18 protein-coding genes and 2 tRNA genes are annotated in these 22,625 nt (G+C 69.3%); 12 read left to right on the forward strand and 8 right to left on the reverse strand.

What is annotated here, in order from left to right:
* Positions 1-31: 31 nt before the first annotated feature.
* The 7 genes from LQ564_RS07540 (at position 32) to LQ564_RS07570 (ending at position 6,989) form a co-directional block, all read left to right on the forward strand.
* Entirely contained in the window at positions 32-2,512 is a 2,481-nt protein-coding gene (locus LQ564_RS07540) for a DNA translocase FtsK (RefSeq protein ID WP_231057499.1), read from the forward strand.
* Positions 2,513-2,641: 129 nt separating this feature from the next.
* A complete protein-coding gene (gene lolA / locus LQ564_RS07545) occupies positions 2,642-3,277 on the forward strand; it encodes an outer membrane lipoprotein chaperone LolA (RefSeq protein ID WP_231057500.1) in 636 nt (211 codons plus the stop codon).
* A gap of 162 nt (positions 3,278-3,439) precedes the next feature.
* A complete protein-coding gene (locus LQ564_RS07550; RefSeq protein ID WP_231057501.1) occupies positions 3,440-4,756 on the forward strand; it encodes a replication-associated recombination protein A in 1,317 nt (438 codons plus the stop codon).
* Positions 4,757-4,937: 181 nt separating this feature from the next.
* The gene (locus LQ564_RS07555) at positions 4,938-5,135 is read left to right on the forward strand and encodes a hypothetical protein (RefSeq protein ID WP_231057502.1); all 198 of its coding nucleotides are present in this window, start codon (positions 4,938-4,940) and stop codon (positions 5,133-5,135) included.
* Positions 5,136-5,254: 119 nt separating this feature from the next.
* A complete protein-coding gene (serS, locus tag LQ564_RS07560; RefSeq protein WP_231057503.1) occupies positions 5,255-6,547 on the forward strand; it encodes a serine--tRNA ligase in 1,293 nt (430 codons plus the stop codon).
* Between the two features lie 98 nt (positions 6,548-6,645).
* Positions 6,646-6,735: transfer RNA gene (locus LQ564_RS07565), tRNA-Ser, on the forward strand.
* A gap of 164 nt (positions 6,736-6,899) precedes the next feature.
* A tRNA-Ser gene (locus LQ564_RS07570) sits at positions 6,900-6,989 on the forward strand.
* A gap of 515 nt (positions 6,990-7,504) precedes the next feature.
* Here LQ564_RS07570 and LQ564_RS07575 read toward each other — a convergent pair.
* The 5 genes from LQ564_RS07575 to LQ564_RS07595 all read right to left on the reverse strand — a co-directional run bounded on the left by LQ564_RS07575 (position 7,505) and on the right by LQ564_RS07595 (position 12,634).
* A complete protein-coding gene (locus LQ564_RS07575) occupies positions 7,505-8,665 on the reverse strand; it encodes an HlyD family secretion protein (protein WP_231057504.1) in 1,161 nt (386 codons plus the stop codon).
* 7 nt (positions 8,666-8,672) lie between these two features.
* The gene (locus LQ564_RS07580) at positions 8,673-10,091 is read right to left on the reverse strand and encodes an efflux transporter outer membrane subunit (protein ID WP_288380734.1); all 1,419 of its coding nucleotides are present in this window, start codon (positions 10,089-10,091) and stop codon (positions 8,673-8,675) included.
* A 14-nt stretch (positions 10,092-10,105) separates the two neighbouring features.
* Positions 10,106-11,581 (reverse strand): MDR family MFS transporter, encoded by a 1,476-nt coding sequence (locus tag LQ564_RS07585; protein ID WP_231058124.1) that lies wholly within the window; start codon positions 11,579-11,581, stop codon positions 10,106-10,108.
* Positions 11,582-11,607: 26 nt separating this feature from the next.
* Positions 11,608-12,057: a MarR family winged helix-turn-helix transcriptional regulator gene (locus tag LQ564_RS07590; protein WP_231057506.1), complete on the reverse strand. Its 450-nt coding sequence runs from the start codon at positions 12,055-12,057 to the stop codon at positions 11,608-11,610.
* Positions 12,058-12,187: 130 nt separating this feature from the next.
* Complete coding sequence (locus LQ564_RS07595; RefSeq protein WP_231057507.1) at positions 12,188-12,634, reverse strand: universal stress protein; 447 nt, start codon at positions 12,632-12,634, stop codon at positions 12,188-12,190.
* Positions 12,635-12,778: 144 nt separating this feature from the next.
* On the opposite strand from LQ564_RS07595, the gene ppsA reads away from it, so the two are divergent.
* A complete protein-coding gene (gene ppsA, locus LQ564_RS07600) occupies positions 12,779-15,217 on the forward strand; it encodes a phosphoenolpyruvate synthase (protein ID WP_231057508.1) in 2,439 nt (812 codons plus the stop codon).
* Here the strand turns inward: ppsA and LQ564_RS07605 are convergent.
* The 3 genes from LQ564_RS07605 to LQ564_RS07615 all read right to left on the reverse strand — a co-directional run bounded on the left by LQ564_RS07605 (position 15,207) and on the right by LQ564_RS07615 (position 17,738).
* Positions 15,207-15,686 (reverse strand): BCAM0308 family protein, encoded by a 480-nt coding sequence (locus tag LQ564_RS07605; protein ID WP_231057509.1) that lies wholly within the window; start codon positions 15,684-15,686, stop codon positions 15,207-15,209. The genes ppsA and LQ564_RS07605 overlap by 11 nt on opposite strands.
* On the reverse strand, positions 15,683-17,302 hold the full coding sequence (locus tag LQ564_RS07610; protein WP_231057510.1) for a L,D-transpeptidase family protein: 1,620 nt from the start codon (positions 17,300-17,302) through the stop codon (positions 15,683-15,685). The genes LQ564_RS07605 and LQ564_RS07610 overlap by 4 nt, the downstream gene beginning before the upstream one ends.
* Positions 17,303-17,393: 91 nt before the next feature.
* On the reverse strand, positions 17,394-17,738 hold the full coding sequence (locus tag LQ564_RS07615) for a DUF1540 domain-containing protein (RefSeq protein WP_231057511.1): 345 nt from the start codon (positions 17,736-17,738) through the stop codon (positions 17,394-17,396).
* A gap of 261 nt (positions 17,739-17,999) precedes the next feature.
* On the opposite strand from LQ564_RS07615, the gene LQ564_RS07620 reads away from it, so the two are divergent.
* The 4 genes from LQ564_RS07620 (at position 18,000) to LQ564_RS07635 (ending at position 22,621) form a co-directional block, all read left to right on the forward strand.
* Positions 18,000-19,646: a bifunctional aminoglycoside phosphotransferase/ATP-binding protein gene (locus tag LQ564_RS07620; RefSeq protein WP_231057512.1), complete on the forward strand. Its 1,647-nt coding sequence runs from the start codon at positions 18,000-18,002 to the stop codon at positions 19,644-19,646.
* A 90-nt stretch (positions 19,647-19,736) separates the two neighbouring features.
* Positions 19,737-20,183: an Hsp20/alpha crystallin family protein gene (locus LQ564_RS07625; RefSeq protein WP_231057513.1), complete on the forward strand. Its 447-nt coding sequence runs from the start codon at positions 19,737-19,739 to the stop codon at positions 20,181-20,183.
* 33 nt (positions 20,184-20,216) lie between these two features.
* On the forward strand, positions 20,217-21,533 hold the full coding sequence (locus LQ564_RS07630) for a family 1 glycosylhydrolase (RefSeq protein WP_231057514.1): 1,317 nt from the start codon (positions 20,217-20,219) through the stop codon (positions 21,531-21,533).
* A 68-nt stretch (positions 21,534-21,601) separates the two neighbouring features.
* A complete protein-coding gene (locus tag LQ564_RS07635) occupies positions 21,602-22,621 on the forward strand; it encodes a zinc-dependent alcohol dehydrogenase family protein (protein WP_231058125.1) in 1,020 nt (339 codons plus the stop codon).
* Positions 22,622-22,625: the final 4 nt, after the last annotated feature.

Here is a 22,625-nt window from a genome sequence, read left to right on the forward strand (position 1 = left end):
CCGTTAGCGATTACTTCAAGCAGTACCCAGCATGAGCAAGAACAGCCAAGCAAGCACCTCAGCTTATACCCGTACCGCCCAGTCGACGCGGTCCCGCCAGCCCCTGCCGGGCCGGCTCTCGCGCCTCCTCATGGAAGCGCGCTGGATCGCCATGGCCGTCGCCTTTCTCTATTTCGTGCTGATTTTATTAAGTTACAACAAGGGCGACCCGGGCTGGTCGCACGCCAACGCCGTCCCCAAGATCGCCAACCTGGGCGGCAAGGCCGGCGCCTGGTTGTCCGACCTGCTGCTGTTCATCTTCGGCTTTTCCGCCTGGTGGTGGGGCGTGATCTTCCTGCGCGGCGTCTGGCAGGGCTGGCGCCGCCTGACCGGGCGCCTGGAGCCGGCCGAGGAACCGGTGCATACCGGCGAGATGTACGTGCGCTGGACCGGCTTCGCCATCATGTTCGCCGGCAGCCTGGGCCTGGAATACCTGCGCATGTGGTCCTGGCACGTCGAGCTGCCGCGCGCCGCCGGCGGCGTGCTGGGGCAGGTGATCGGCCATTCGAGCCACGTCGCCTTCGGCTTCACCGGCGCGACCCTGCTGATGCTGCTGCTGTTCGGCCTGGGCTTCTCGCTGTTCTTCCAGGTGTCCTGGCTGGCCGTGGCCGAGCGTATCGGCGAGTCGGTCGAGAACACCATCGGCTGGTTCCGCCTGCGCATGGAAGACCACGAAGACCGCAGGCGCGGAGAAGCGGCCGCCGTGGCGCGCGACGAGCTGGTGGTGCACGAGCGCCAGAAGTTCGCCGAGAAGCATCCGGAGCCGACCCCGATCGTCAAGGCCGAGCCAGTGTTCGAGGCGCCGCGCGCACCGAAGGCTGAACCGAAGCCGGAACCGAAGCTGGAGCCAGCGATGCCGGCCATGCCATCGCCGGTGGCAGCCGCCGCGCCCTCGATCAAGATCGAGCCGCAGATGACCAGCGTGCCGAAGTCCGAGCGCGCCCAGAAAGAGATGCAGACGCCGCTGTTCCACGAGCTCTCCGGCGACGGCGGCCTGCCGCCCCTCAGCCTGCTCGACGAAGCGCCGCCGGCCCAGGAAGCGGTGTCGATCGAGACCCTGGAATTCACCAGCCGCCTGATCGAGAAGAAGCTGTCCGACTTCGGCGTCGAAGCCAAGGTGGTGGCCGCCTACCCGGGCCCGGTCGTCACGCGCTACGAGATCGAGCCGGCCACGGGTGTGAAGGGCAGCCAGATCGTCAACCTGGCGCGCGACCTGGCGCGTTCGCTCTCGCTCACCTCGATCCGCGTGGTCGAGACCATCCCGGGCAAGAACTACATGGCGCTCGAGCTGCCGAACCCAAAGCGCCAGATCGTGCGCCTGTCGGAGATCGTCGGCTCCAAGGTCTACGGCGACGCCGCCTCGGCGCTGACGGTTGCGCTGGGCAAGGACATCGCCGGCAAGCCGGTCTGCGCCGACCTGGCCAAGATGCCGCACCTGCTGGTGGCGGGCACCACCGGTTCGGGTAAATCGGTGGGCATCAACGCGACCATCCTGTCGCTGCTCTACAAATCCGACCCGCTTGATGTGCGCCTGATCCTGATCGACCCGAAGATGCTGGAGATGTCGGTCTACGAAGGCATCCCGCACCTGCTGGCGCCGGTGGTGACCGACATGCGCCAGGCCGGCCACGCGCTGAACTGGGCGGTCAACGAGATGGAGCGCCGCTACAAACTGATGTCGAAGCTGGGCGTGCGTAACCTGGCCGGCTACAACGGCAAGATCCTGGAAGCGGCCAAGCGGGAAGAGCACATCCCGAATCCGTTCTCGATCACCCCGGACTCGCCCGAGCCGCTCGAAAAACTGCCGACCATCGTCATCATCATCGACGAGCTGGCCGACCTGATGATGGTGGTCGGGAAGAAGGTGGAAGAGCTGATCGCCCGCATCGCCCAGAAGGCGCGCGCGGCCGGCATCCACCTGATCCTGGCGACCCAGCGCCCGTCGGTGGACGTGATCACCGGCCTGATCAAGGCCAACATCCCGACCCGTATCGCCTTCCAGGTCTCGTCCAAGATCGACTCGCGCACGATTCTCGACCAGATGGGCGCGGAAACCCTGCTCGGCATGGGCGACATGCTCTACATGCCGCCGGGGACCGGCCTGCCGATCCGCGTGCACGGCGCCTTTGTGTCGGACGACGAAGTGCATCGAGTTGTAAAACATCTGCAGTCGCTCGGGGAACCGAACTATATTGAAGGCATCCTGGAGGGCGGCACGCTGGAAGAGGGCAATGCCGAGGGCGTCCCGGCGGGCGAGGGCGGCGGCGAGTCCGACGCGCTCTACGACCAGGCCGTGGCCGTGGTGCTCAAGCACCGCAAGGCCTCGATCTCGCTGGTCCAGCGCCACTTGCGCATCGGCTACAACCGCGCCGCCCGCCTGATCGAGCAGATGGAACACGCCGGCATGGTGTCGCCGATGCAGTCGAACGGCAACCGCGACATCCTGGTGCCCGCCACCTCCGCCGCCGAATAACCCGCGTCCGCTACTACGTTGGCTGCATGCTGTTCGTAGGGTGGGCGGGGTAATTTCGGGCAATGCCCGGAATGACAAACGCCCACCCGGTCAACGCGCGTAGCGCACCACAACAAGAGGAATAGACAAATGAAATTCACCCCCCAAGTCATCGCAGCCTTCATCGCCACCAGCGCCGCCGCCTTCACCGGCGCCGCGCAAGCCGCCGCCCTCGACCAGTTCAAGTCTTTCGTGGCCGGCACCAAGTCCGCCAAGGGCGACTTCACCCAGCAGCAAACCGGCAAATCGAGATCCGGCAAGGCCGCCCCGGTCTCGAGCGGCACCTTCGTCTTCGCTCGCCCCGGCAAGTTCATCTGGACCTACCAGAAGCCCTACGAGCAGCTGCTGCAGGCCGACGGCGACACCCTCTACGTCTACGACAAGGACCTGAACCAGGTCACCACCCGCAAACTCGGCAACGCGCTGGGCTCGTCGCCCGCCGCCATCCTGTTCGGCTCCAATGACCTGGAAAAGAACTTCACCCTGTCGGAAGCAGGCGAGCGTGACGGCGCCGAATGGCTGACCGCCGTGCCGAAGACCAAGGACACCACCTTCGAACAGATCGGCATCGGCCTGAAGGGCGGCGTGCCGGTGGCGATGGAACTGAAGGACCAGTTCGGCCAGGTGTCGGTGCTGAAGTTCACCAACTTCCAGCGTAATCCGGCGCTGAGCGCCCAGCAGTTCACCTTCGCGATGCCGAAGGGGGCCGACGTGGTTAGCCAGTAAGGCTGCTGGCTACGCAAGAGACTTGGATCCCGGCCTGCGCCGGGATGACGGTTTTTCAGCTAAAGGTAAACTCGAACAACGTCGTACCGGCCCTAGTTTGCGCGCAATCCAATAGCGCCGCCACGCACCAACGTCCCGACGCCTATCGTTTACACTAGGCAGATGGACGATCTCTTCAAAACCGAACCCGCCCCACCCCTGGCCGAAGCCCTGCGTCCGCGCACCATCGACGAGGTGATCGGCCAGAGCCACCTGCTCGGCCCCGGCAAACCCTTGAACCTGGTGTTCAAGTCCGGCAAGCCGCACTCCATGATCCTGTGGGGCCCGCCGGGCGTGGGCAAGACCACGCTGGCGCGCCTGACCGCCTACGCCTTCGACTGCGAGTTCATCGCCCTGTCGGCCGTGCTGTCGGGCGTGAAGGACATCCGCGCCGCGGTCGAACAGGCGGAGCAGTACCTGGCGCGCGGCAAGCACACCATCCTGTTCATCGACGAGATCCACCGCTTCAACAAGTCGCAGCAGGATGCGCTGCTGCCCTTCGTCGAGTCGGGGCTGGTGACGCTGATCGGCGCCACCACCGAGAACCCCTCGTTCGAAGTCAACTCGGCGCTGCTGTCGCGCTCCCAGGTCTATGTGCTGAAAGCGCTGAGCGACGACGAGATGCGCCAGCTGCTGGCGCGCGCCCAGGAGAAGGTGCTGCAGCACCTGGCGTTCGACGAGATTGCGGTCGACACCCTGGTCGGCTACGCCGACGGCGACGCGCGCCGCTTCCTCAACCTGCTGGAGCAGACCAAGACCTCGGCCGATACCTCGGGCGTCACGCGCATCACGAAAGAGTTCGTCGAGAATGCGCTGACCCTGAACGCGCGCCGCTTCGACAAGGGCGGCGACAATTTTTATGACCAGATCTCGGCCCTGCACAAATCGGTGCGCGGCTCGCATCCCGATGCTGCCTTGTACTGGCTGTGCCGCATGCTGGATGGCGGCGCCGACGCCAAGTACCTGTCGCGCCGCATCGTGCGCATGGCCTGGGAAGACATCGGCCTGGCCGACCCGCGCGCGCTGCAGATCGCCAATGACGCGGCCACGACCTATGAGCGCCTCGGTTCGCCGGAAGGCGAGCTGGCGCTGGGCCAGGCGGTCATCTACCTGGCGATCGCGGCCAAGAGCAATGCGGGTTACAACGCCTTCAACGCGGCCATGGCCTTCGTCAAGAAGGACAAGTCGCGCGAGGTGCCGGTCCACCTGCGCAACGCGCCGACCAAGCTCATGAAAGAGCTCGGCTATGGCCACGCCTACCGCTATGCGCACGACGAGCCGCATGCGTATGCGGCGGGCGAAACCTATCTGCCGGACGGGATGCCGGAGCCGGGCTGGTACCAGCCGGTGCCGCGCGGGGTGGAGTCGAAGGTGGCGGAAAAGCTGGCCTTCTTGCGCGGGCTGGATCAGGACGCCAGGGGCGACGGCACGGTCGACTGAGCTGTACATCCCGTATCTGCACGCAAAGCGCGGGCTACGCACCGTTTTTCACGGTCGGTCCGCGCGTTGCGCATTCTGCGCCCTGTTTTTGGCGCTTCATCGCAAGTCGATGGTGGTCGAGGGGCGTGATCGGTAAAGTTCAACCATACCGAATCACTCAACGAACCCCAAGGAGCCCACCATGAACATCCGCAAAAACTTCGAAGCCGTCTTCCTGACCGCCGCCGCACTGGGCCTGGTCGCCAGCTACGCCACCGCCGCTTCGCGTCCGGTCGAGATCGTCCAGCAGGACGCCGCCGTCCTGATCGACTCGACCGTGCACGTGGTCGTCGTCAAGGCGCCGCGCCTGAGCGTCGCCGAAAAAGCCGGCCTGAACTAATCCAGAGGTAACGCAACGGCGGGCCGGCGACGGGCCCGGGCACGCGGATGCCGAATCTCGCTAGGATTGTCTGTCGGCTTGGTACAATTGTGTTTTCGACATAGCAAGCCCAACCCGACATGATTGACATCCAACTTCTCCGCAAAGACATCGACACCGTCGCCGCGCGCCTGGCGACCCGCAAGTTCAAGCTCGACGTGGACGCCTTCGGCGCCCTCGAAGCGGAACGCAAAGCGATCCAGACGCGCACCGAGGAACTGCAGGGCAAGCGCAACTCGCTGTCCAAGCAGATCGGCATGATGAAGGGCAAGGGCGAGGACACCAGCGCCGTGATGGCGGAAGTGGCCGGCCTGGGCGACGAGCTGAAGGCCAACGAAGTCAGGCTGTCCGAGGTGCAGGACCAGATGGCGCGCTTCATGGAAGCCGTGCCGAACCTGCCGCACGAGAGCACCCCGCAGGGCACGGACGAATCGGGCAACGTCGAAGTGCGGAGAATCGGCACCCCGCCGGCGTTCGACTTCGAAGTGAAGGACCACGTCGACATCGGCGAAAAGCTGGGCCTGGACTTCGATACCGCGACCAAGCTGACCGGTTCGCGCTTCTCGATGATGAAGGGCGGCATGGCGCGCCTGCACCGCGCGCTGGCGCAGTACATGCTCGACACCCACACCGGCCAGCACGGCTATGTCGAGTGCTACACCCCGTACATGGTCAACGCCGACTCGCTGCGCGGCACCGGCCAGCTGCCGAAGTTCGAAGCCGACCTGTTCTCGGTGAAGAAGGGCGGCGCGGAAGGCGAGGGCGAGACCTTCTACCTGATCCCGACCTCGGAAGTCTCCCTGACCAACGTGGTGCGCGACCAGATCGTGGCGGCGGACGAACTGCCGCTCAAGATGACCGCCCACACCCCGTGCTTCCGCTCGGAAGCCGGCAGCTACGGCCGCGACACCCGCGGCATGATCCGCCAGCACCAGTTCGACAAGGTCGAGATGGTGCAGGTCGTGCATCCGGAACAGTCGTATGCGGCGCTGGAAGAGATGGTCGGCCAGGCCGAGTTCATCCTGACCTCGCTGGGCCTGCCGTATCGCGTCATGCAGCTGTGCACCGGCGACATGGGCTTCTCGGCCGCCAAGACCTACGACCTTGAAGTCTGGCTGCCGGCGCAGAACACCTACCGCGAGATCTCGTCGCTGTCGAACTGCGAAGCGTTCCAGGCGCGTCGCATGCAGGCGCGGTTCCGCAATGCGGCGGGCAAGCCGGAGTTGCTGCATACGCTGAATGGCTCGGGGCTGGCGGTGGGGCGTACGCTGGTGGCGGTGCTGGAGAACTACCAGCAGGCCGATGGTTCGGTCGTGATTCCGGAAGTGCTGCGCCCGTATATGGGTGGGCAGGAGCGTCTGGCGGCCGCGTGAGTGATTGTTCGCGCACGCGAATAAATTACTCTTCCGTTTTTGCAAGAGTGCCGCTATAATCTTGTCTCTCGCATACGAGCGACCGCAGCACCGATTCAGGAGAGGTGGCAGAGTGGTCGAATGTACCTGACTCGAAATCAGGCGTACGGGTGACCGTACCGTGGGTTCGAATCCCACCCTCTCCGCCAGTAGTAAGAAAAGGGCCCCAGATCGGGGCCCTTTTTGTATTTGAAATATTCTTTCATTTCACATGCCTCGATGAAATAATATTTCAACATAAATGTCCCTTCACGAAACGCGATTGAGTCGCTATAATGCGGCCTCGCTTACGCGACCACGCAGCACCGATTCAGGAGAGGTGGCAGAGTGGTCGAATGTACCTGACTCGAAATCAGGCGTACGGGTGACCGTACCGTGGGTTCGAATCCCACCCTCTCCGCCAAGAAAATAAAAAGGGCCCCAATCGGGGCCCTTTTTATTTTTGTGGCGGAGAGGAGCAAGGGTTGCAGGACGTGGGGCGCCCTGCAACGCGGGCCTTGCGTGTGGGATTCGAAGACTCGCGCATACTTGCGCGAGGGCGGCCCGCGGGACGTGGGCGAATCCCACCCTCTTCGCCAGTAGTAAAGAAAAAGGCTCCTACCGCGAGTAATGCTGTTCAGTTAGCGTTTGAACGTCGTACGCGCCACTGGCGCCTACGACTTCCGGCGCAGGCCGGAACACTGCCACTGGCAGTGTTCCGCCCAAGTTTGCATGCTTTGTCGAGACGCTTGACTTGGGCCCCGGCCTGCGCCGGGGCGACGGTTTTACTGCTAACTGAACGGCATTACTCCTACCGGGAGCCTTTTTCTTTTTTACCGTAGGGTGGTCGGCTCCGCCGACCGCGCGTTCAACTCAAGGTTGATTCGCCACAGCGCATGCCGAAGTTGGACGCGTGGGCGGAGGACCGCCCACCCTACGTTAATGCAGGTTTCGTTCGACGATCGCGTCGGTGGCGAGCTTTGCCTGCTGCAGCGGCTGATTCAAGACCTGCGTCACATACGCCGGCGCTTGCGGGGCCATAGCCCCCAGCACGCCGCCTTCCTGCTTGCTGATATCGACGTCCACCGTGGTCGACAGCCCCACGCGCAGCGGGTGCGCCTGCAATTCCTTCGGATCGAGCGAGATCCGCACCGGCACGCGCTGCACCACCTTGATCCAGTTGCCGGTCGCGTTCTGGGCCGGCAGCAGGGAGAAGGCGCTGCCGGTGCCGGCGCCGAGGCCGACGACCTCGCCGTGGTAGACCACCTTGTCGCCGTAGATGTCGGCTTCGATGGTGGCCGGCTGGCCGATGCGGATGTCGCGCAGTTCGGATTCCTTGAAGTTGGCGTCGACCCACAGCTGGTCGAGCGGCACCACCGACAGCAGCGGCGCGCCCGGGGTGATGCGGCTGCCGACCTGCACGCTGCGCTTGGCGACGTAGCCGGTGACCGGGGCGGAGATGGTGTTGCGGCGCGCGGCCAGCCAGGCGGCCATGTAGTCAGCCCTGGCGGCCAGCACGGCCGGGTGCTCGCCAGGGGCCACGCCGCTCACGCCCGCGCGCGCCGCCGCCAGCTGCTTCACCGCCACATCGACCGCCGCGCGCGCATCTTGCACGGCCTGGCGCGCGTGCGCCACGTCCTCGCCCGACACGATGTTCTCGCCGGCCAGCGGCAGGCGCCGCGCCAGGTCGTCCTGGGCGGTCTTCAAGGTCACGCGTCGCTGTTCGACGACCGCCTCGTACTGGGCCACGCCGGTATAGCGTTCGCGCTGCGCGCGCACCGCTTCACCCAGGCGCGCCTCGGCCTGGGCGAGGGCGACTTCGGCGTCGGCCGGATCGAGGCGAACCAGTTCGCTGCCCGCCTGCACCAGCTGGGTCTCGTCGCCGCGGATCTCGACCACGCTGCCGGCGACCTGCGCCGACACGTTGACCAGGTTGCCGCCCACGTAGGCGTTGTCGGTTTCGATGTTCCTGGCGCCGACCATCAGGTGCCAGGCGCCATAGCCGGCGCCCGCCAGCAGGAAGGCCGCGGTGATGCCGGCCAGGACGGCGCGGCGCTTGGGGGAATTGAGAGAATTCGGGTTTGCGTTTTCAGTGCTCATGTCTGGGTCAGGAATGGTTGTTGTTGTTCGCGGCGTGATAGCCGCCGCCGAGCGCCTTGGTGAGCGCGACCTGGGTCTGCAGCTGCGCGTCCAGCAGCTGCAGCGCGACGTCGCGCTGGCGCAGCACGGCCTGGCGCGCCTGCAGCACGGTGGCGCGGGTCGCCAGGCCGCGCGCCATGCGCGCCTCCGCGTTCTCGGCCAGGCGGGTGGTGGCGCGCGCGGCGTCGACGTGCAGCGCGGTTTCCTTCGCGATCCCCTGCAGGGTCGCGGCTTCGCGCGCCACTTCGCCGACCGCGTCGAGCACGGCCCCGTTGTATTCGGCCAGCAGCTCGTCGCGGCTGCTGCGCGCCTGGCCGAGCTGGGCGTCCAGCCGCCCGCTGTCGAACAGCGGCAGGTCGAGCGTCGCGCCCAGCAGCAGGGTGCGGCTCGGGTAGCGCAGCAGCTTGCCGAGCGAGACCGCGTCGAGGCCGATCGCGCCGGCCAGGTTGATGTCGGGCCGGAACGCCGCTTCAGCGGCCGCCACGCGGCCCAGCTGGGCCTCGACCCGCCAGCGCGCGGCCTGCAGGTCGGGACGGCGCGCCAGCAGTTCCAGGCCGAGTTCGCGCGGCACGGCGTCCTGCGGCGGGGCGGGGCGCACGTGCGCCAGTTCGCCGAGCGCGGCAGGGTCGCCGCCGATCAGCGCGCGCAGCGCTTCGCGCTCGCGGCCGGCGTCGGTGTCGAAGCGCTGCTGTTGCTCCTGCAGGACGGCGAGATCGAGTTCGGCATTGCGCGCATCGTCGCTGCCCGCCAGGCCCTGCGCCAGGCGCTTCTCGCGGCCGGCCAGCAGGTCGCGCTGCAGGGCAATCAGCGCGGCCGTGTTCTCCTGGCGCGCCCACAGCATCTGCAGGCGCAGGTAGCTTTGCGCCACGCTGGCGGCCAGCACCTGCTGCGCCTGCGCGGCTTCGGCGCGGCGCGCGTCGGTGTCCCCGAGGGCGGCCGCGATCAGGCTGCGGTGCTTGCCCCACCAGTCGAAGTCGTAGCCGGCGCGCAGCTGGACCGAGGCGTCGTTATAGAAGGCGCCGCCGATCGGGGGCGGGAAGAAGCCGTTCGAGGAATAGCGCTGGCGGTTGAAGCCGGTCTCGACGCCGACGTGGCCGCCGTCGGCCGCGCGCTCGGCGGCAACCGCGGCGTTGGCGCTGGCCACGCGCGCCTGCGCCACGGCCAGGTTCGGATTGTCGCGCAGGGCCGCGGCGACCAGGGCGTCGAGCTGCGGGTCGCGGTAGGCGCGCCACCAGGCTTCGTTCGGCCAGTCATGCAGCGGCAGGTCGATGGCGGCGGCGTGCTGGGCGCGGGCAAAGTCCGGTCCCTGCGCGCGCGAGGCGTCGGTAGGCACATGCATGCAGCCGGCCAGCGCCGCGGCAAGAGGTAGAAGTCGTAGATATCGCACTTGAAGTCTTTCGGTCAGTCGAGGGCCGCGTGGTCCACCGGCGCGGGGGCGGATGCCTTGGGCGGGCGGATCAGGAGCAGCGTGGGAATCACGGCCAGGGTCAGGAGCATCATCAGCCAGTAGTCGTTCACATAAGCGATCATCGAGGCCTGGCGCGTGATCTCGCCGTCGATCATCGCCAGGCTGGCGCCGGAGGCCGCAACGGCCGGGTTGGCATTGTTGATGTGGGTGGCGAGCGACGCGTGCACCACCTGGGTGTTACGCACCAAGAGGGCCTGCACCAGCGCGATGCCGATGCTCGAGCCAATGTTGCGTACCAGGCTGTACAGCGCCGTGCCTTCGGCGCGCATCTGCGGCGACAGGGTGGCGAAGGTGGCGGCCGACAGCGGCACGAACACCAGGCCCAGGCCGATCCCCTGGATCACGCCCGGCCACACGATGTCGGACTGCGACAGCACCAGCGTGTACTGGGTCATCTGCCACAGCGAGAAGGCGGTGATCGCGAACCCCGTGCCGAGCAGGATGCGGAAATCGACCTTGCCGGTCAGCCTGCCGACCACCAGCATGGCGAGCATGGTGCCCAGTCCCGACGGCGCGGTGACCAGGCCGGCCAGCGCGGCCGGATAGCCCATCAGCCCCTGCAGCATGGTCGGCATCAAGGCGCGGGTGGCGAACAGCACCACGCCGACGATGAAGATCAACAGCAGGCCAGTGACGTAGTTGGCGTTCTTCAGCAGGCGGAAGTCGACGAAGGACTGGCCGGCCGGGCGCGTGAGCGTGTGGCCGATGAAGTAGGAGAACGCCAGCAGCGCCAGCACCAGTTCGAACCAGGTCTCGCCGGATGCGAACCAGTCGTTCTGCTCGCCGCGGTCGAGCAGCATCTGCAGCGCGCCGATCGCGATCGAGAGCGTGAGGAAGCCGAACATGTCGAAGCGCATCCGGCGCGCCGCTTTTGACGGCTGGATGTAGCGCCAGATGCCCCAGAAGGCCAGCGCGCCGATCGGCACGTTGATGAAGAAGACCCAGCGCCAGCTGTAGCTGTCGGTCAGCCAGCCGCCCAGGCTGGGGCCGAGGATGGGCCCGATCATCACGCCCATGCCCCACACCGCCATCGCCGAGCCGTGCTTCTCGCGCGGATTGATGTCGAGCAGGACCGACTGCGACAGCGGCACCAGGGCCGCGCCGAACACGCCCTGCAGCATGCGCGCCAGCACGATCTCGGTCAGGGAGGTCGAGACTCCGCACAGCACCGAGGCGATCACGAAGCCCGCCACCGAGGCCAGGAACACGTTCTTGAGGCCGAAGCGGTCGACCAGCCAGCCGCCCAGCGGTGTGGCGATCGCCGCCGCCACGATGAAGGAGGTCAGCACCCAGGTGATCTGGTCCTGGGAGGCGGACAGGGCGCCCTGCATGTGCGGCAGCGCGACGTTGGCGATGGTGCCGTCGAGGGCCTGGATGATGGTCGCCAGCATGATCGAGACCGTGATCATGGTGCGGTTGACCGGTGCTGCCGAACTCACAGGGCGTCCTCGATGCGCTGGCGCACGGACTCCAGCAGGCGCGTCGCGGCCTCCAGCGCGGCCGGGTCGACGTCGCCCAGCATCTCGTTGCGCATGGCGCCGGCTTCGCGCTTGACCTCCTGGTAGACGGTGTGGCCGGCGGCGGTCAGCCGCACCAGCTTGACCCGGCGATCGGTGGGCGAGGGCAGGCGCTCGACCAGGCCGTCGCGCTCGAGGCGGTCGAGCATCGCGACCATCGACGAGCCTTCGACCTCGACCAGGGTGGCCAGGGTCTTCTGCGACATCGCCTCCTCGGATTTCGCGACCATGGCGATGGTCATCCAGCCTGACTGGCCGATGCCGAGATGCTTCAGGCGCTTGTCGAGCAACTGGCGCCAGGCGCGGGCGCCGTAGTGCAGGGCTTTGGAAAAGCGCTCGCTGCGGGCGGGGAAGGTGGGATCGTGCATGTTAGGCGGCTAATCATTAGGTGACTAACGATTTTACGCCGCACCAGAATTTCTTGCAATGCGGCAGCATGAGCCGCCGCTAACATGCGCCTGTTCGCTCTGCCCCGGAGCGCGCGTGGACCGTCTTCGCCTATGCGGATGGGCGCAGTACCAGGACCGGAACCGCCGAGCGGGCGAGCACGTGGCGCGTGACGCTGCCCGCAAGCTCGTCCGTGGCCCGGCGCATGCCGTGCGAGCCCATGACGATCAGGTCGCATTGGCGCGCATCGGCGGCGGCGACGATCGCCTCGCCGGGACTGAGCGACCAGGCGGTTTCGGTATCGCAGGGCACGCCGGCGCCGCGCGCGCGGGCGGCCACCGCCTCCGCGCAGCCATCCGCCTCGCGCAGCAGCTTTTCGGCCAGCGGACCCGTGCCGCTTACCAGGCCGCGCTCGGCGCCTCCGAGGTAGTCGCGCGGGCAGGCGACGGCGAAAGCCACCATCTCGCTGTGGCAGTGGCGCGCGAGGTACAGGGCGGTCTCGGCCGCCTGCATCGCGGTTTCGGAGCCGTCGGTCGGCACCAGGATGCGCTTGTACATCGCAATCTCCGTCAAGGCAAGCGGTGCCCAGTATGCGCCCGCCGGCACGCCGTTCCGGGGAGGCGCGATTGAGCCAGATTAAATACCGGGGCGCGTGCCTCGCTAGGATCGACCGATACGGCCTTGTAGCGGGGAGGGTGGCACATGGATACAGAAGGCGGCTTCATCCGTTGGTTCGCCGGAATCGGCATCGACGACATTCCATCGGTCGGGGGCAAGAACGCATCGCTCGGCGAAATGGTGCGCGAACTCGGCGGGCGCGGCGTGCGCGTTCCGAACGGTTTCGCCGTCACCGCCGATGCGTTCCGCGCCACCCTCGACGCCGCCGGCGCCTGGGCGCGGCTGCACGCCGCACTCGACGGGCTCGACCCGCGCGACGTCGCCGGCCTCGCGCGGCGCGCCCGCGCGGCGCGCGACGTGGTGCTGGCCGCGCCGCTGCCGGCGGCGCTCGCGGAGGACATCCTGCGCGCCTGGGAGGCCCTGCGCGCGCAGTACGGCGCCGGCCTGACGGTGGCCGTGCGCAGCTCGGCCACGGCCGAAGACCTGCCCAGCGCCAGCTTTGCCGGCCAGCACGAAACCTATCTCAATGTCGACGGCGGACAGGCGCTGCTCGACGCCGTCCGGCGCTGTTACGCCAGCCTGTACACCGACCGCGCGATCGTCTACCGCATCGAGAACGGCTTTGACCACTTCAAGGTCTGGCTGTCGGTGGGGGTGATGAAGATGGTGCGCTCCGACCTGGCCTGTTCCGGCGTCATCTTCACCCTCGACACCGAAACCGGTTTCCGCGACGTGGTGCTGGTGACCGGGGCCTGGGGGCTGGGCGAGAACGTGGTGCAGGGCACGGTCGACACCGACGAGTTCTACGTGTTCAAGCCGGCGCTGCGCGCCGGCCGCCGCGCCGTGCTGCGGCGCAGCCTGGGCGGCAAGGAAGTGCGCATGGTGTACGCGCCGCCGGGGGCCGCGCAGGCCACCTGCAACGTCGAGACTGCGCCGGCCGAGCGCGCGCGCTTTTGCCTCGACGACGCCGGCGTGCTGGAGCTGGCCGAGGCCGCGCTGCGGATCGAGGAGCACTACGGAGCCAGGGCGGGCCACCCGGTGCCGATGGACATCGAATGGGCGCGCGACGGGCTCGACGGCCAGCTCTACGTGGTGCAGGCGCGTCCCGAGACGGTCGCCGCGCGCCGTTCGGCCACGCTGCTCGACGAATACCGGCTGGAAGGCAGCGGCGCGCTGCTCGCCGCCGGGCGCGCGGTGGGCGCCGGGGTGGCCAGCGGCATCGCCCGGGTGGTCGCCGACGCCGCCGCGCTGGAAGCCTTCCGTCCCGGCGAGATCCTGGTGGCCGCGACCACCATGCCGGACTGGGGCACCGTCATGAAGACCGCGGCCGGGGTGGTGACCGACCGCGGCGGCCGCACCTGCCACGCGGCGATCGTGGCGCGCGAGACCGGAGTGCCGGCCGTGGTCGGCTGTGGCGATGCCACCGCGCGCATCCATACCGGCGACGCGGTCACGGTGTCCTGCGCCGAGGGCGCCGCCGGCCATGTCTACGCGGGGCGGCTGCCGTTTCGTCGCACCAGCACCGACCTGTCCGCGCTGCCGATGCCGCGCACCCGCCTGATGCTCAATATCGGCAACCCGGACATCGCCTTTCGCACGCGCTTCCTGCCGAACGACGGGGTCGGCCTGGCGCGCATGGAATTCATCATCGCCGAGCACATCCGCATCCACCCGATGGCGCTGGTGCAGCCCGAACGCGTGGCCGATCCGGCCGCGCGCGCCGAGATCGCCCGCCTGTGCGCCGGCCACGCCACGCCGGCCGACTACTTCGTGCGCGAACTGGCCGAGGGCGTCGCCACCATCGCCGCCGCGTTTTACCCGAAACCGGTGATCGTGCGCATGTCCGACTTCAAGACCAACGAATACGCCGGCCTGCTCGGCGGCGCCGCGTTCGAGCCGGTCGAGGCCAATCCCATGCTGGGTTTCCGCGGCGCCGCGCGCTACGTCCATCCGGCCTATGCGCCCGGCTTCGCGCTCGAGTGCCGCGCCATGCGCCGCGTGCGCGAAGAAATGGGGCTGAGCAATGTGCGCCTGATGATTCCCTTCTGCCGGCGCGTGCGGGAAGCCGAGGCGGTGCTGGACGCCATGGCCGGGCATGGCCTCGAACGGGGCCGGGACGGCCTCGAAATCCACGTCATGTGCGAAATTCCCAACAACGTGATCCAGGTCGACGCCTTCGCCCGCCTGTTCGACGGCTTCTCGATCGGCTCGAACGACCTGACCCAGCTGGTGCTGGGCGTGGACCGCGACTCCGACATCGTGTCCTTCGACTTCGACGAACGCGACCCGGGCGTGCTGGAGATGCTGCGCCAGGCCATCGCCGGGGCGCGCCGCAATGGCCGCCATATCGGCATCTGCGGGCAGGCGCCGTCGGACTATGCGGAAGTGGCGCGCTACCTGGTGGAGCAGGGCATCGATGCGATCAGCCTCAACCCGGATTCGCTGCTGGCGACGCTGCGCGACCTGCTCGAGGTCGAAAGCGCCCTCGGGATCGCGCCGCGTGCGGCGCAGGTCAGGGCGTGAGCGCGACCTGCAGCAGGTGCTGGCCCCTGGCGAAGGCATACGTGGCGCGGGCGCGGAAGCGTTCCTGCAGCGCTTCGCCCAGGCCGCGCGCCAGGTGCGGGTCGGTGGTCGTGATCGTGAGCGCGCCGTCCGCCGGCGCCACCGGGGCGATGTCCATGATGCGCTGCAGCGGATGCAGGCGCTTTTCGCGCGCTTCCACCGCGCGCGCGAGCGCGATGATGGATTCGCGGTGCGTCCGGGCCAGCGCGGCGTCGACGGTCAGCTCGCCGGCGGGCTGGCGGTCGCGTTCGCGCAGGCAGGCCGGACAGGTGGTAGCGGCGGCGCCGGGCGGCGCCGGCGACCACGCCCAGTGGCCATCGGCATGCACGGCGCCGCACCCGCCGCACACCGCGGGGGATGCCAGGGCCTGCAGGGCGGCATAGGGGTCGTGGACCGCGTCGTCCGGCTGGCGCGAAGTCGGCTCGTTCATCGCACTTCTCCTTCGATCATGAAGCGCCCATCGTGCGCGGTGGTCGAGCGCTCGGTTTGCGTTGGCTCAATCGTACGCGCCGGTCCGCCGCCACCCAGGGCCCGCAGCAGCGCCGCATCGCGCCCGTAGATGTCGTCGGCGAACAGGGCGCGGCCGTGGCGGTCGGCGACCGCGGTGGCGTAGAACAGCACCACCGGCACCGGCACGGCCAGCGCCACGGTGCGGCTGGGGCCGGGACGCATGGCGGCCGCCACCCGTTCGGCGTCCCAGCGCTGCGGGTCGGCGAGCACGAACCGCGCCAGGCCGGCCGCGTCCTCGACGCGGATGCAGCCGTGGCTGAGGTCGCGCCGGCTGCGCGCGAACAGTTCCCTGGCCGCGGTCGAATGCAGGTAGATGTTCATGGGATTCGGCATGGCGAACTTCACCGCTCCCAGCACGTTGCGGGCGCCGGGCCGTTGCCTTACCCGCAGCGACCCGGCGCGCAGGGCGGCGGGCGCATCCGCGCCGGCCGCAGCCAGCACCCGCCCGTCCGCCGTCACCAGCTCCATGTCGTTGCGACGCAGCCAGCCCGGGTCGCGCGCCAGCTTCGGCGCGATCTCGGCGCCGGCTATGCTGTGCGGCACATTCCAGTAGGGATTGAATTCGAGATAGCGCATCTGCCCGAGAAACAGCGGCGTCGGCGTGCCGGCCGCCTTGCCGACGATGACGCGCATTTCCAGGACCGGCGGCCCGCCCGGCACCCCGTCGAAGGCCCACAGCCGATAGGCCGGAACATTGACCGCGATCACGCGCCCATGCAGCGGCGGCAGCCAGCGCAGGCGTTCCAGGGTCAGCGCCAGCTGGACGGCGCGCCGCGCCGGCGGCACCGCCAGGGCCGCGCGGGTGGCCGGACCCAGGACCCCGTCTTGTTCCAGGCCGTGGCGCGACTGGAAGCGCCGCAGCGCCGCCGCCAGGGCCGCGCCATCGGCCTCGCCGGCGCCGTCTCCCTCCGCTCCATCCTCGAGGTCGCCCAGCGTGCGCAGCCGTTCGCGCAGCGCTTCTGCGGCCGCGGCGGGCGCAGCGCCGCCAGCCGGCAGCGGCGGCCAGGATGGATGTTCCTGCGCCAGCAGGCGATACCGCGCCAGCGTTTCCCGCACCCGGCCGTAGAGGACGATGGCCGGCGCCGCGGACGCGACCGCCGTGGCCACGCGTCCGGCGTCGAGGGCCCGGCGCAGCGCCGCCGCCGGGTCGAATCCGTCCGCGGGCGGCCCGGTCCGGTAGGGCGAGGCGGTGCGCCCGCCGTGCAGGTCGGCCAGGTAGCGCAGCACGGCGGCGCCGAGGTCGCGCTCGAAGCCGATGTCGGCCGGGTCCGCCGCCTCCAGGCGCCGCGCCAGCGTTGCCGTGCCGTACAGCGCCGGATCGAGGCCGTGCGAGCCGGCATCCGCGAGCAGGCCGAGCGCCTCGCGCGCCAGGGCCTGTCCGTCGTCGAGCCAGCGCGGCGGCAGGCCCGGGGCATCCAGGCGCTGGACCCGGGCCGGCGCATCCAGGGGCGGCGCAGCGGCGCCGGCAGGAATGTCGGTGGGCAGGGCCGCCACAACCAGGAACAGGGCGGCCAGGCCGCTGCGGGCGAAGATCACGATTGGAGGAAGATTGGGGATTGAACCGGGTCGAAGGTACGCCGGCGCCTCACGCTCGGTCCTTGACCCAGATCAAATACCGCGGCTTTGACTAATCGGCCGCCCGCTTGCGCTCGCGGCTGTCCGGCTGCACCGGCGCGCGGCGCCGGAAGGTCAGGCAGCAGGCGCCGTCGCCGTCGCGGCCGACCGCGATCTGCTGCGCGCCGCATTCGTAATCCTCGTTGTGCTCGCAGGCGGCGACCTTGCAGGCGCCCACGCCGGCATGGCGGCCCGCGTCCCTGGAATGGGGCGTCGCCGCGAGGAAGGTGTCGCAGCCGGGATGGATGCCGGCGCCGACCGTGATGGCGCGCGCCTGGCAGCTGTGGTGTGCGTTGTATGCGCAATCGCCGACGGTGCATTCGCCGACGACGGGCATGTCGAGCGCCAGCCTGTTCATGTGGGCCTCCTGTTCAAAAAAATGTTAATGAGACAAGGGATATGTTGAAATGATTCGATCCGTTTTCCGCCAAAAGTGCATGGCGATGCTGCATGCTTTGACGCGCGTCATACAATCGAATCGGCCCTGGACATGACGGCCCCAATGGCGCCGGCGGTCGGCGCGCGTCACGGAATCAAGCGGCGGGATCGTGGTCCAAGATGGGTGGACGAAGAATCGAAACGCGCTCTTGCCGTACCGGCGAACCCATGCGGCGCGCCCTTGCCGCCGTCCGGCGATGCGCCGGCGGCGCAGCAGGCGCTGGTCCGGCGCCTGGCCTGCGCGTTGGCGGCCGGCGGGACGCCGGTGCAGTATTTCGAGACCCACATCTCGTGGGTGCTGGTGTGCGGCGCGCACGCCTACAAGCTGAAGAAGGCGCTGCGCCTGCCCTTTCTCGACTATGCCACGCTGGCCGCGCGCCGCCGCCAGTGCGAGCGCGAGTGCCGGCTGAACCGCCGCCTGGCGCCCGGCCTCTACCTCGGCGTCAGCGCCGTCGCGGGCGACCCGGCCCGTCCCCGCCTCGACGGGGCGGGAGCGCCGATCGAGTATGCGGTGCGGATGCGCGCGTTCGCGCAGTCGGCGCTGTGGTCGTACCGGATCGCCCGCGGCCTGTTGACGGGAACCGAAGTCGACCGGCTGGCGGCGCTGCTGGCGCGCTTCCACCGCGACGCGGCGCGCGCGCCGCCGGACAGCCCCTGGGGGACGCCGCGGCAGGTGGCGGACACCTTCGGCGCCACCCTGGATGCGCTCGCAGGAGCGGCGCCCGGGGACGTGGGACGCGGCGTGCTCGCCGGCCTGCGCGCCTGGGCCGCGCGCCAGGGCCCGGCGCTGGCGGCGCTGGCGGCGGACAGGAAGCGCGGCGGCATGGTGCGCGAATGCCACGGCGATCTGCATTGCGGCAATATCCTGACACGGGACGGCACGGTGATGGCGTTCGACTGCATCGAGTTCGACGACAGCCTGCGCTGGATCGACGTCATGGACGATCTCGCCTTCGTCCACATGGACCTGGCCTGCCGCGGCCGGCCCGACCTCGCCGCGCGCCTGCTGAACCGCTACCTGGAAGAGGGCGGGGACTACGCCGGCCTGGCGCTGCTGCGCCACTATCGCGTGCACCGGGCGCTGGTGCGGGCCAGGGTGATGCTGCTGCGCGCGGGCGCCCCGGGCACGCCGGCGCCGGAGCGCGCGGCCTGCCGCCGCGCGGGCCGTGCCTACCTCGCATTCGCGCACCATGCCAGCCGCTACGGCGCCCCGGCCATGGTCGTCATGTACGGTCCGGCGGGCAGCGGCAAGACCACGGTGGCGCGCATGCTGGTCGAGCTGCTCGGCGCGGTGCAGCTGCGCTCCGACGTGGAACGCAAGCGCCTGGACCGGGCCGCCGGCGTCGACCTGTACGGCGACGACATGACGCGGCGGACCTACGAGCGCCTGGGCGAGCTGGCGCGCGCCGTGACGGGCGCCGGCTGGCCGGTCGTGATCGACGCCGCCTGCCTCGCGGCGGTCCAGCGCCCCCGGCTGCGCGCCGTCGCCCGCGACCTCGGCCTGCCCTGCGTGCTGGTGGTGGCCCAGGCCGGGCGGGACCTCATGCGCGCGCGCGTGGCGGCGCGCCGGCGTGCGGGCGGCGACGCGTCGGACGCCGGTCCGGAGGTGCTGGAGCGGCAGCTGCAGGCGGCGCAGCCGCTGTCGCGGGGCGAGCGCCGGCACGCCGTCGTGGTCGACACCGGTGCTGCGCCGGGGGCGCAGGACCTGCGCGCGGCGTGCCTGCCGGTGGTGGCGGCGTTGCGCCGCGTGCCCGTACAGTACGCAAGCCGTGCTTTTCAAGCGGCACACATTGATACGGCTCATATAGAGCTTGTTGGTCGCACCTAACATAGTCAAACACATGGCGGAAACAGCGCTTCCCGATCACCGCCTGTCCCTTCATGAGTCCACGATACAACAACCGACAAGGAGAACACCATGGCCAACAACCTGACCCGCTTCGACCCCTTCCGCGACACGATGCGCCTGTCGCCCCTGCGCACCATCGAGGAGTTCATGCGCGACTTCCCGATCGCCGGCGGCATGCGCGGTTTCGACGCGGAGCGCCAGATTCGCATCGACGTCCAGGAAACCGACCAGGCCTACCTGGTCAAGGCGGACATGCCGGGATTCAAGAAAGAAGACATCAAGATCGCGGTCGACGGCACCATGGTGTCGATCAGCGCCACGACCCAGGGGCAGGACGAGCAGACCGTCGGCGATACGGTCTACAGCGAGCGCTACAGCGGTTCGCAGTACCGCAGCTTCACCTTGCTCCAGGAAGTGGACGACAGCAAGACCGAGGCCAAGTACCAGGACGGCGTGCTCCACCTGACCCTGCCGAAGAAGCCCGGCACGGCGCGCAAGCAGATCGCGGTGCAGTAAGCGCAAGGCCCGGCGCGGCTCGGATATCCGGCAATGACGACGCCGCCCACGACGCTGCCGCCGATGCCGCCCGCCGGCCGCGCCTTACCGCCGCTGACGCCCGAGAATTTGCTGCGCTCGTTCTCGTTCTGCACCGGCATCGAGAACAGCGCCCCCGTCATCGCCGGCCCGGACGGCCGGCCCTGCCGGGTCGACCAGATGGCTGCGTGCGGCCATGACCGGCGCTGGCGGGAAGACTTCCGGCTCGTGCACGAACTCGGCCTGCGCTGCCTGCGCTACGGAACGCCTTACCACCGGACCCACGTCGGCCCCGGCCGCTACGACTGGGACTTCGCCGATGCGGCCTTCGGTGAACTGCGCCGCCTGGGCATCGTGCCGATCGCCGATCTCTGCCACTTCGGCCTGCCCGACTGGCTGGGCGACTTCCAGAACCCCGAGTTTCCCCGCTACTTCGCCGAGTATGCGGAGGCGTTCGCGCGGCGCTATCCCTGGATCTGGCTGTACACGCCGGTCAACGAGATGCTGGTGACGGCCGAATACTCCGCCCTGCGCGGTTTCTGGAACGAGCGCCTGCGCAGCGACCGCGCCTTCGTGACGGCGCTGGGCAACCTGGTCGAAGCCAATGTGCGCGCCAGCGAGGCGATCCTGCGCGCCGCCGATCCCTGGTTCGTGCAGAGCGAGGCGACGCGCTACTACCACCCCCGGGACCCCGACGCCGTCGGACACGCCGACTACCTGAACGAGCAGCGCTTCCTCTCGCTCGACCTGAACTATGGCCGCCGGCCGTCGCCGCGCATGGTCGACTACCTGCTCGGCAACGGCATGCCGCAGTCGCGGCTCGACTTCTTCCTGCGCCGCCAGTGCTGGCCCGCCTGCATCATGGGCACCGACTACTACGAGGCGGGCGAATCGGTGGTGTTCGCCGACGGCAGCACGCGCGGATCGAACGTGCTCGGCTACTACGGCCTGACGCGCCAGTACTACGAGCGCTACCGCCTGCCCATCATGCACACCGAGACCAACCAGATGCAGGGCTTGAACGCCGCCTTCTGGCTCGAGCGCCAGTGGGCCAACGTGCTGCGCCTGCGCCAGGAAGATTTCCCCATCATCGGCTTCACCTGGTACAGCCTGACCGACCAGTTCGACTGGGACATCGACCTGCGCGAGGCGCGCGGCCACGTGGTGGCCAACGGGCTGTTCGACCTGGAGCGCCGGATCCGCCGCGCCGGGGTCGAGTACCGGCGCATCGTCCGCGCCTGGAGCACGGTGCTGGGCGACAGCGGGCCGCCGGCGCCGGCCCCGGAGTGGCGCGACACGCGCGCCGCCGCGATCCTCGGGGAGGTCCAATGACGGCGCACACGGGCGCACACACGGGCGCGCAATCGGGCGCACCATCGAGCGCACCCGTGGCCGCGCAGATGACGGCGATGCTGCTGGACGCACCCGGGCGCCCCCTTCGGCGCGCGATCCTGCCCGTGCCGGCGCCGCGGGGCCGCGAGATCCTGATCCGGGTGGGCGCCTGCGCGGTGTGCCGGACCGACCTGCACATCGTCGACGGCGAGCTGCCGCCGCACCTGCTGCCCCTGGTGCCCGGGCACGAGATCGTCGGCCGGGTGGCCGGCGCCGGGCCGCTGGCTGCGCGCTTCGACATGGGGCAGCGGGTCGGCGTGCCCTGGCTCGGGGGCAGCTGCGGCGCCTGCGGCCATTGCCGCGGCGGGCGCGAGAACCTGTGCGAACATGCGGTGTTCACCGGCTACGACCGCCACGGAGGCTTCGCCGACTACACGCTGGCGGACGAGCGCTACTGCCTGGCGCTGCCCGACGCCTATGACGACCTGCATGCCGCGCCCCTGCTGTGCGCCGGACTGATCGGTTACCGCGCCTATGCCATGACGGGAACGGCGCAGCGCCTCGGCCTGTACGGCTTCGGCGCGGCCGCCCACCTGCTGGCCCAGCTGGCGCTGCGCCAGGGCCGCAAGGTGTACGCCTTCACCCGGCCCGGCGACACCCGCGCCCAGGACTTCGCGCGCGCTCTGGGGGTCGGCTGGGCCGGCGACGCCGGCGCCCGGCCGCCCGAGCCGCTCGACGCCGCCATCCTGTTCGCGCCGGCCGGGGAGCTGGTCCCGCGGGCCCTGGCCGCCGTCCGTCCTGGCGGGGTGGTGGTGTGCGCCGGCATCCACATGAGCGACATCCCGTCCTTTCCCTATGCCTTGCTGTGGGGCGAGCGCTGCCTGCGCTCGGTGGCCAACCTGCGGCGTGCGGACGGCGCCGCGTTCTTCCGCAAGATTGCCCATGGCGAGGTCAGGACCGCGGTGTCGTCCTACCCGCTGGAACAGGCCAACGCCGCGCTGGACGCCTTGCGCGCCGGCCGCGTCGAAGGGGCCGCGGTGCTGGTGCCGGCGGCCCGGGACGACGACGCGGCGCCCGCGCCGCCATAGCCGC

The organism is Massilia phyllostachyos (assembly GCF_021044825.1).
GTDB classification, from domain to species: domain Bacteria; phylum Pseudomonadota; class Gammaproteobacteria; order Burkholderiales; family Burkholderiaceae_D; genus Telluria; species Telluria phyllostachyos.

Bases quoted from the DNA above. Each gene is read 5' to 3' on its own strand.
- LQ564_RS07540 (WP_231057499.1), top strand. From the start codon at position 32: ATGAGCAAGAACAGCCAAGCAAGCACCTCAGCTTATACCCGTACCGCC.
- lolA (WP_231057500.1), top strand. From the start codon at position 2,642: ATGAAATTCACCCCCCAAGTCATCGCAGCCTTCATCGCCACCAGCGCC.
- LQ564_RS07550 (WP_231057501.1), top strand. From the start codon at position 3,440: ATGGACGATCTCTTCAAAACCGAACCCGCCCCACCCCTGGCCGAAGCC.
- LQ564_RS07555 (WP_231057502.1), top strand. From the start codon at position 4,938: ATGAACATCCGCAAAAACTTCGAAGCCGTCTTCCTGACCGCCGCCGCA.
- serS (WP_231057503.1), top strand. From the start codon at position 5,255: ATGATTGACATCCAACTTCTCCGCAAAGACATCGACACCGTCGCCGCG.
- LQ564_RS07575 (WP_231057504.1), bottom strand. From the start codon at position 8,665: ATGAGCACTGAAAACGCAAACCCGAATTCTCTCAATTCCCCCAAGCGC.
- LQ564_RS07585 (WP_231058124.1), bottom strand. From the start codon at position 11,581: ATGATCACGGTCTCGATCATGCTGGCGACCATCATCCAGGCCCTCGAC.
- LQ564_RS07590 (WP_231057506.1), bottom strand. From the start codon at position 12,057: ATGCACGATCCCACCTTCCCCGCCCGCAGCGAGCGCTTTTCCAAAGCC.
- LQ564_RS07595 (WP_231057507.1), bottom strand. From the start codon at position 12,634: ATGTACAAGCGCATCCTGGTGCCGACCGACGGCTCCGAAACCGCGATG.
- ppsA (WP_231057508.1), top strand. From the start codon at position 12,779: ATGGATACAGAAGGCGGCTTCATCCGTTGGTTCGCCGGAATCGGCATC.
- LQ564_RS07605 (WP_231057509.1), bottom strand. From the start codon at position 15,686: ATGAACGAGCCGACTTCGCGCCAGCCGGACGACGCGGTCCACGACCCC.
- LQ564_RS07615 (WP_231057511.1), bottom strand. From the start codon at position 17,738: ATGAACAGGCTGGCGCTCGACATGCCCGTCGTCGGCGAATGCACCGTC.
- LQ564_RS07625 (WP_231057513.1), top strand. From the start codon at position 19,737: ATGGCCAACAACCTGACCCGCTTCGACCCCTTCCGCGACACGATGCGC.
- LQ564_RS07630 (WP_231057514.1), top strand. From the start codon at position 20,217: ATGACGACGCCGCCCACGACGCTGCCGCCGATGCCGCCCGCCGGCCGC.
- LQ564_RS07635 (WP_231058125.1), top strand. From the start codon at position 21,602: ATGACGGCGATGCTGCTGGACGCACCCGGGCGCCCCCTTCGGCGCGCG.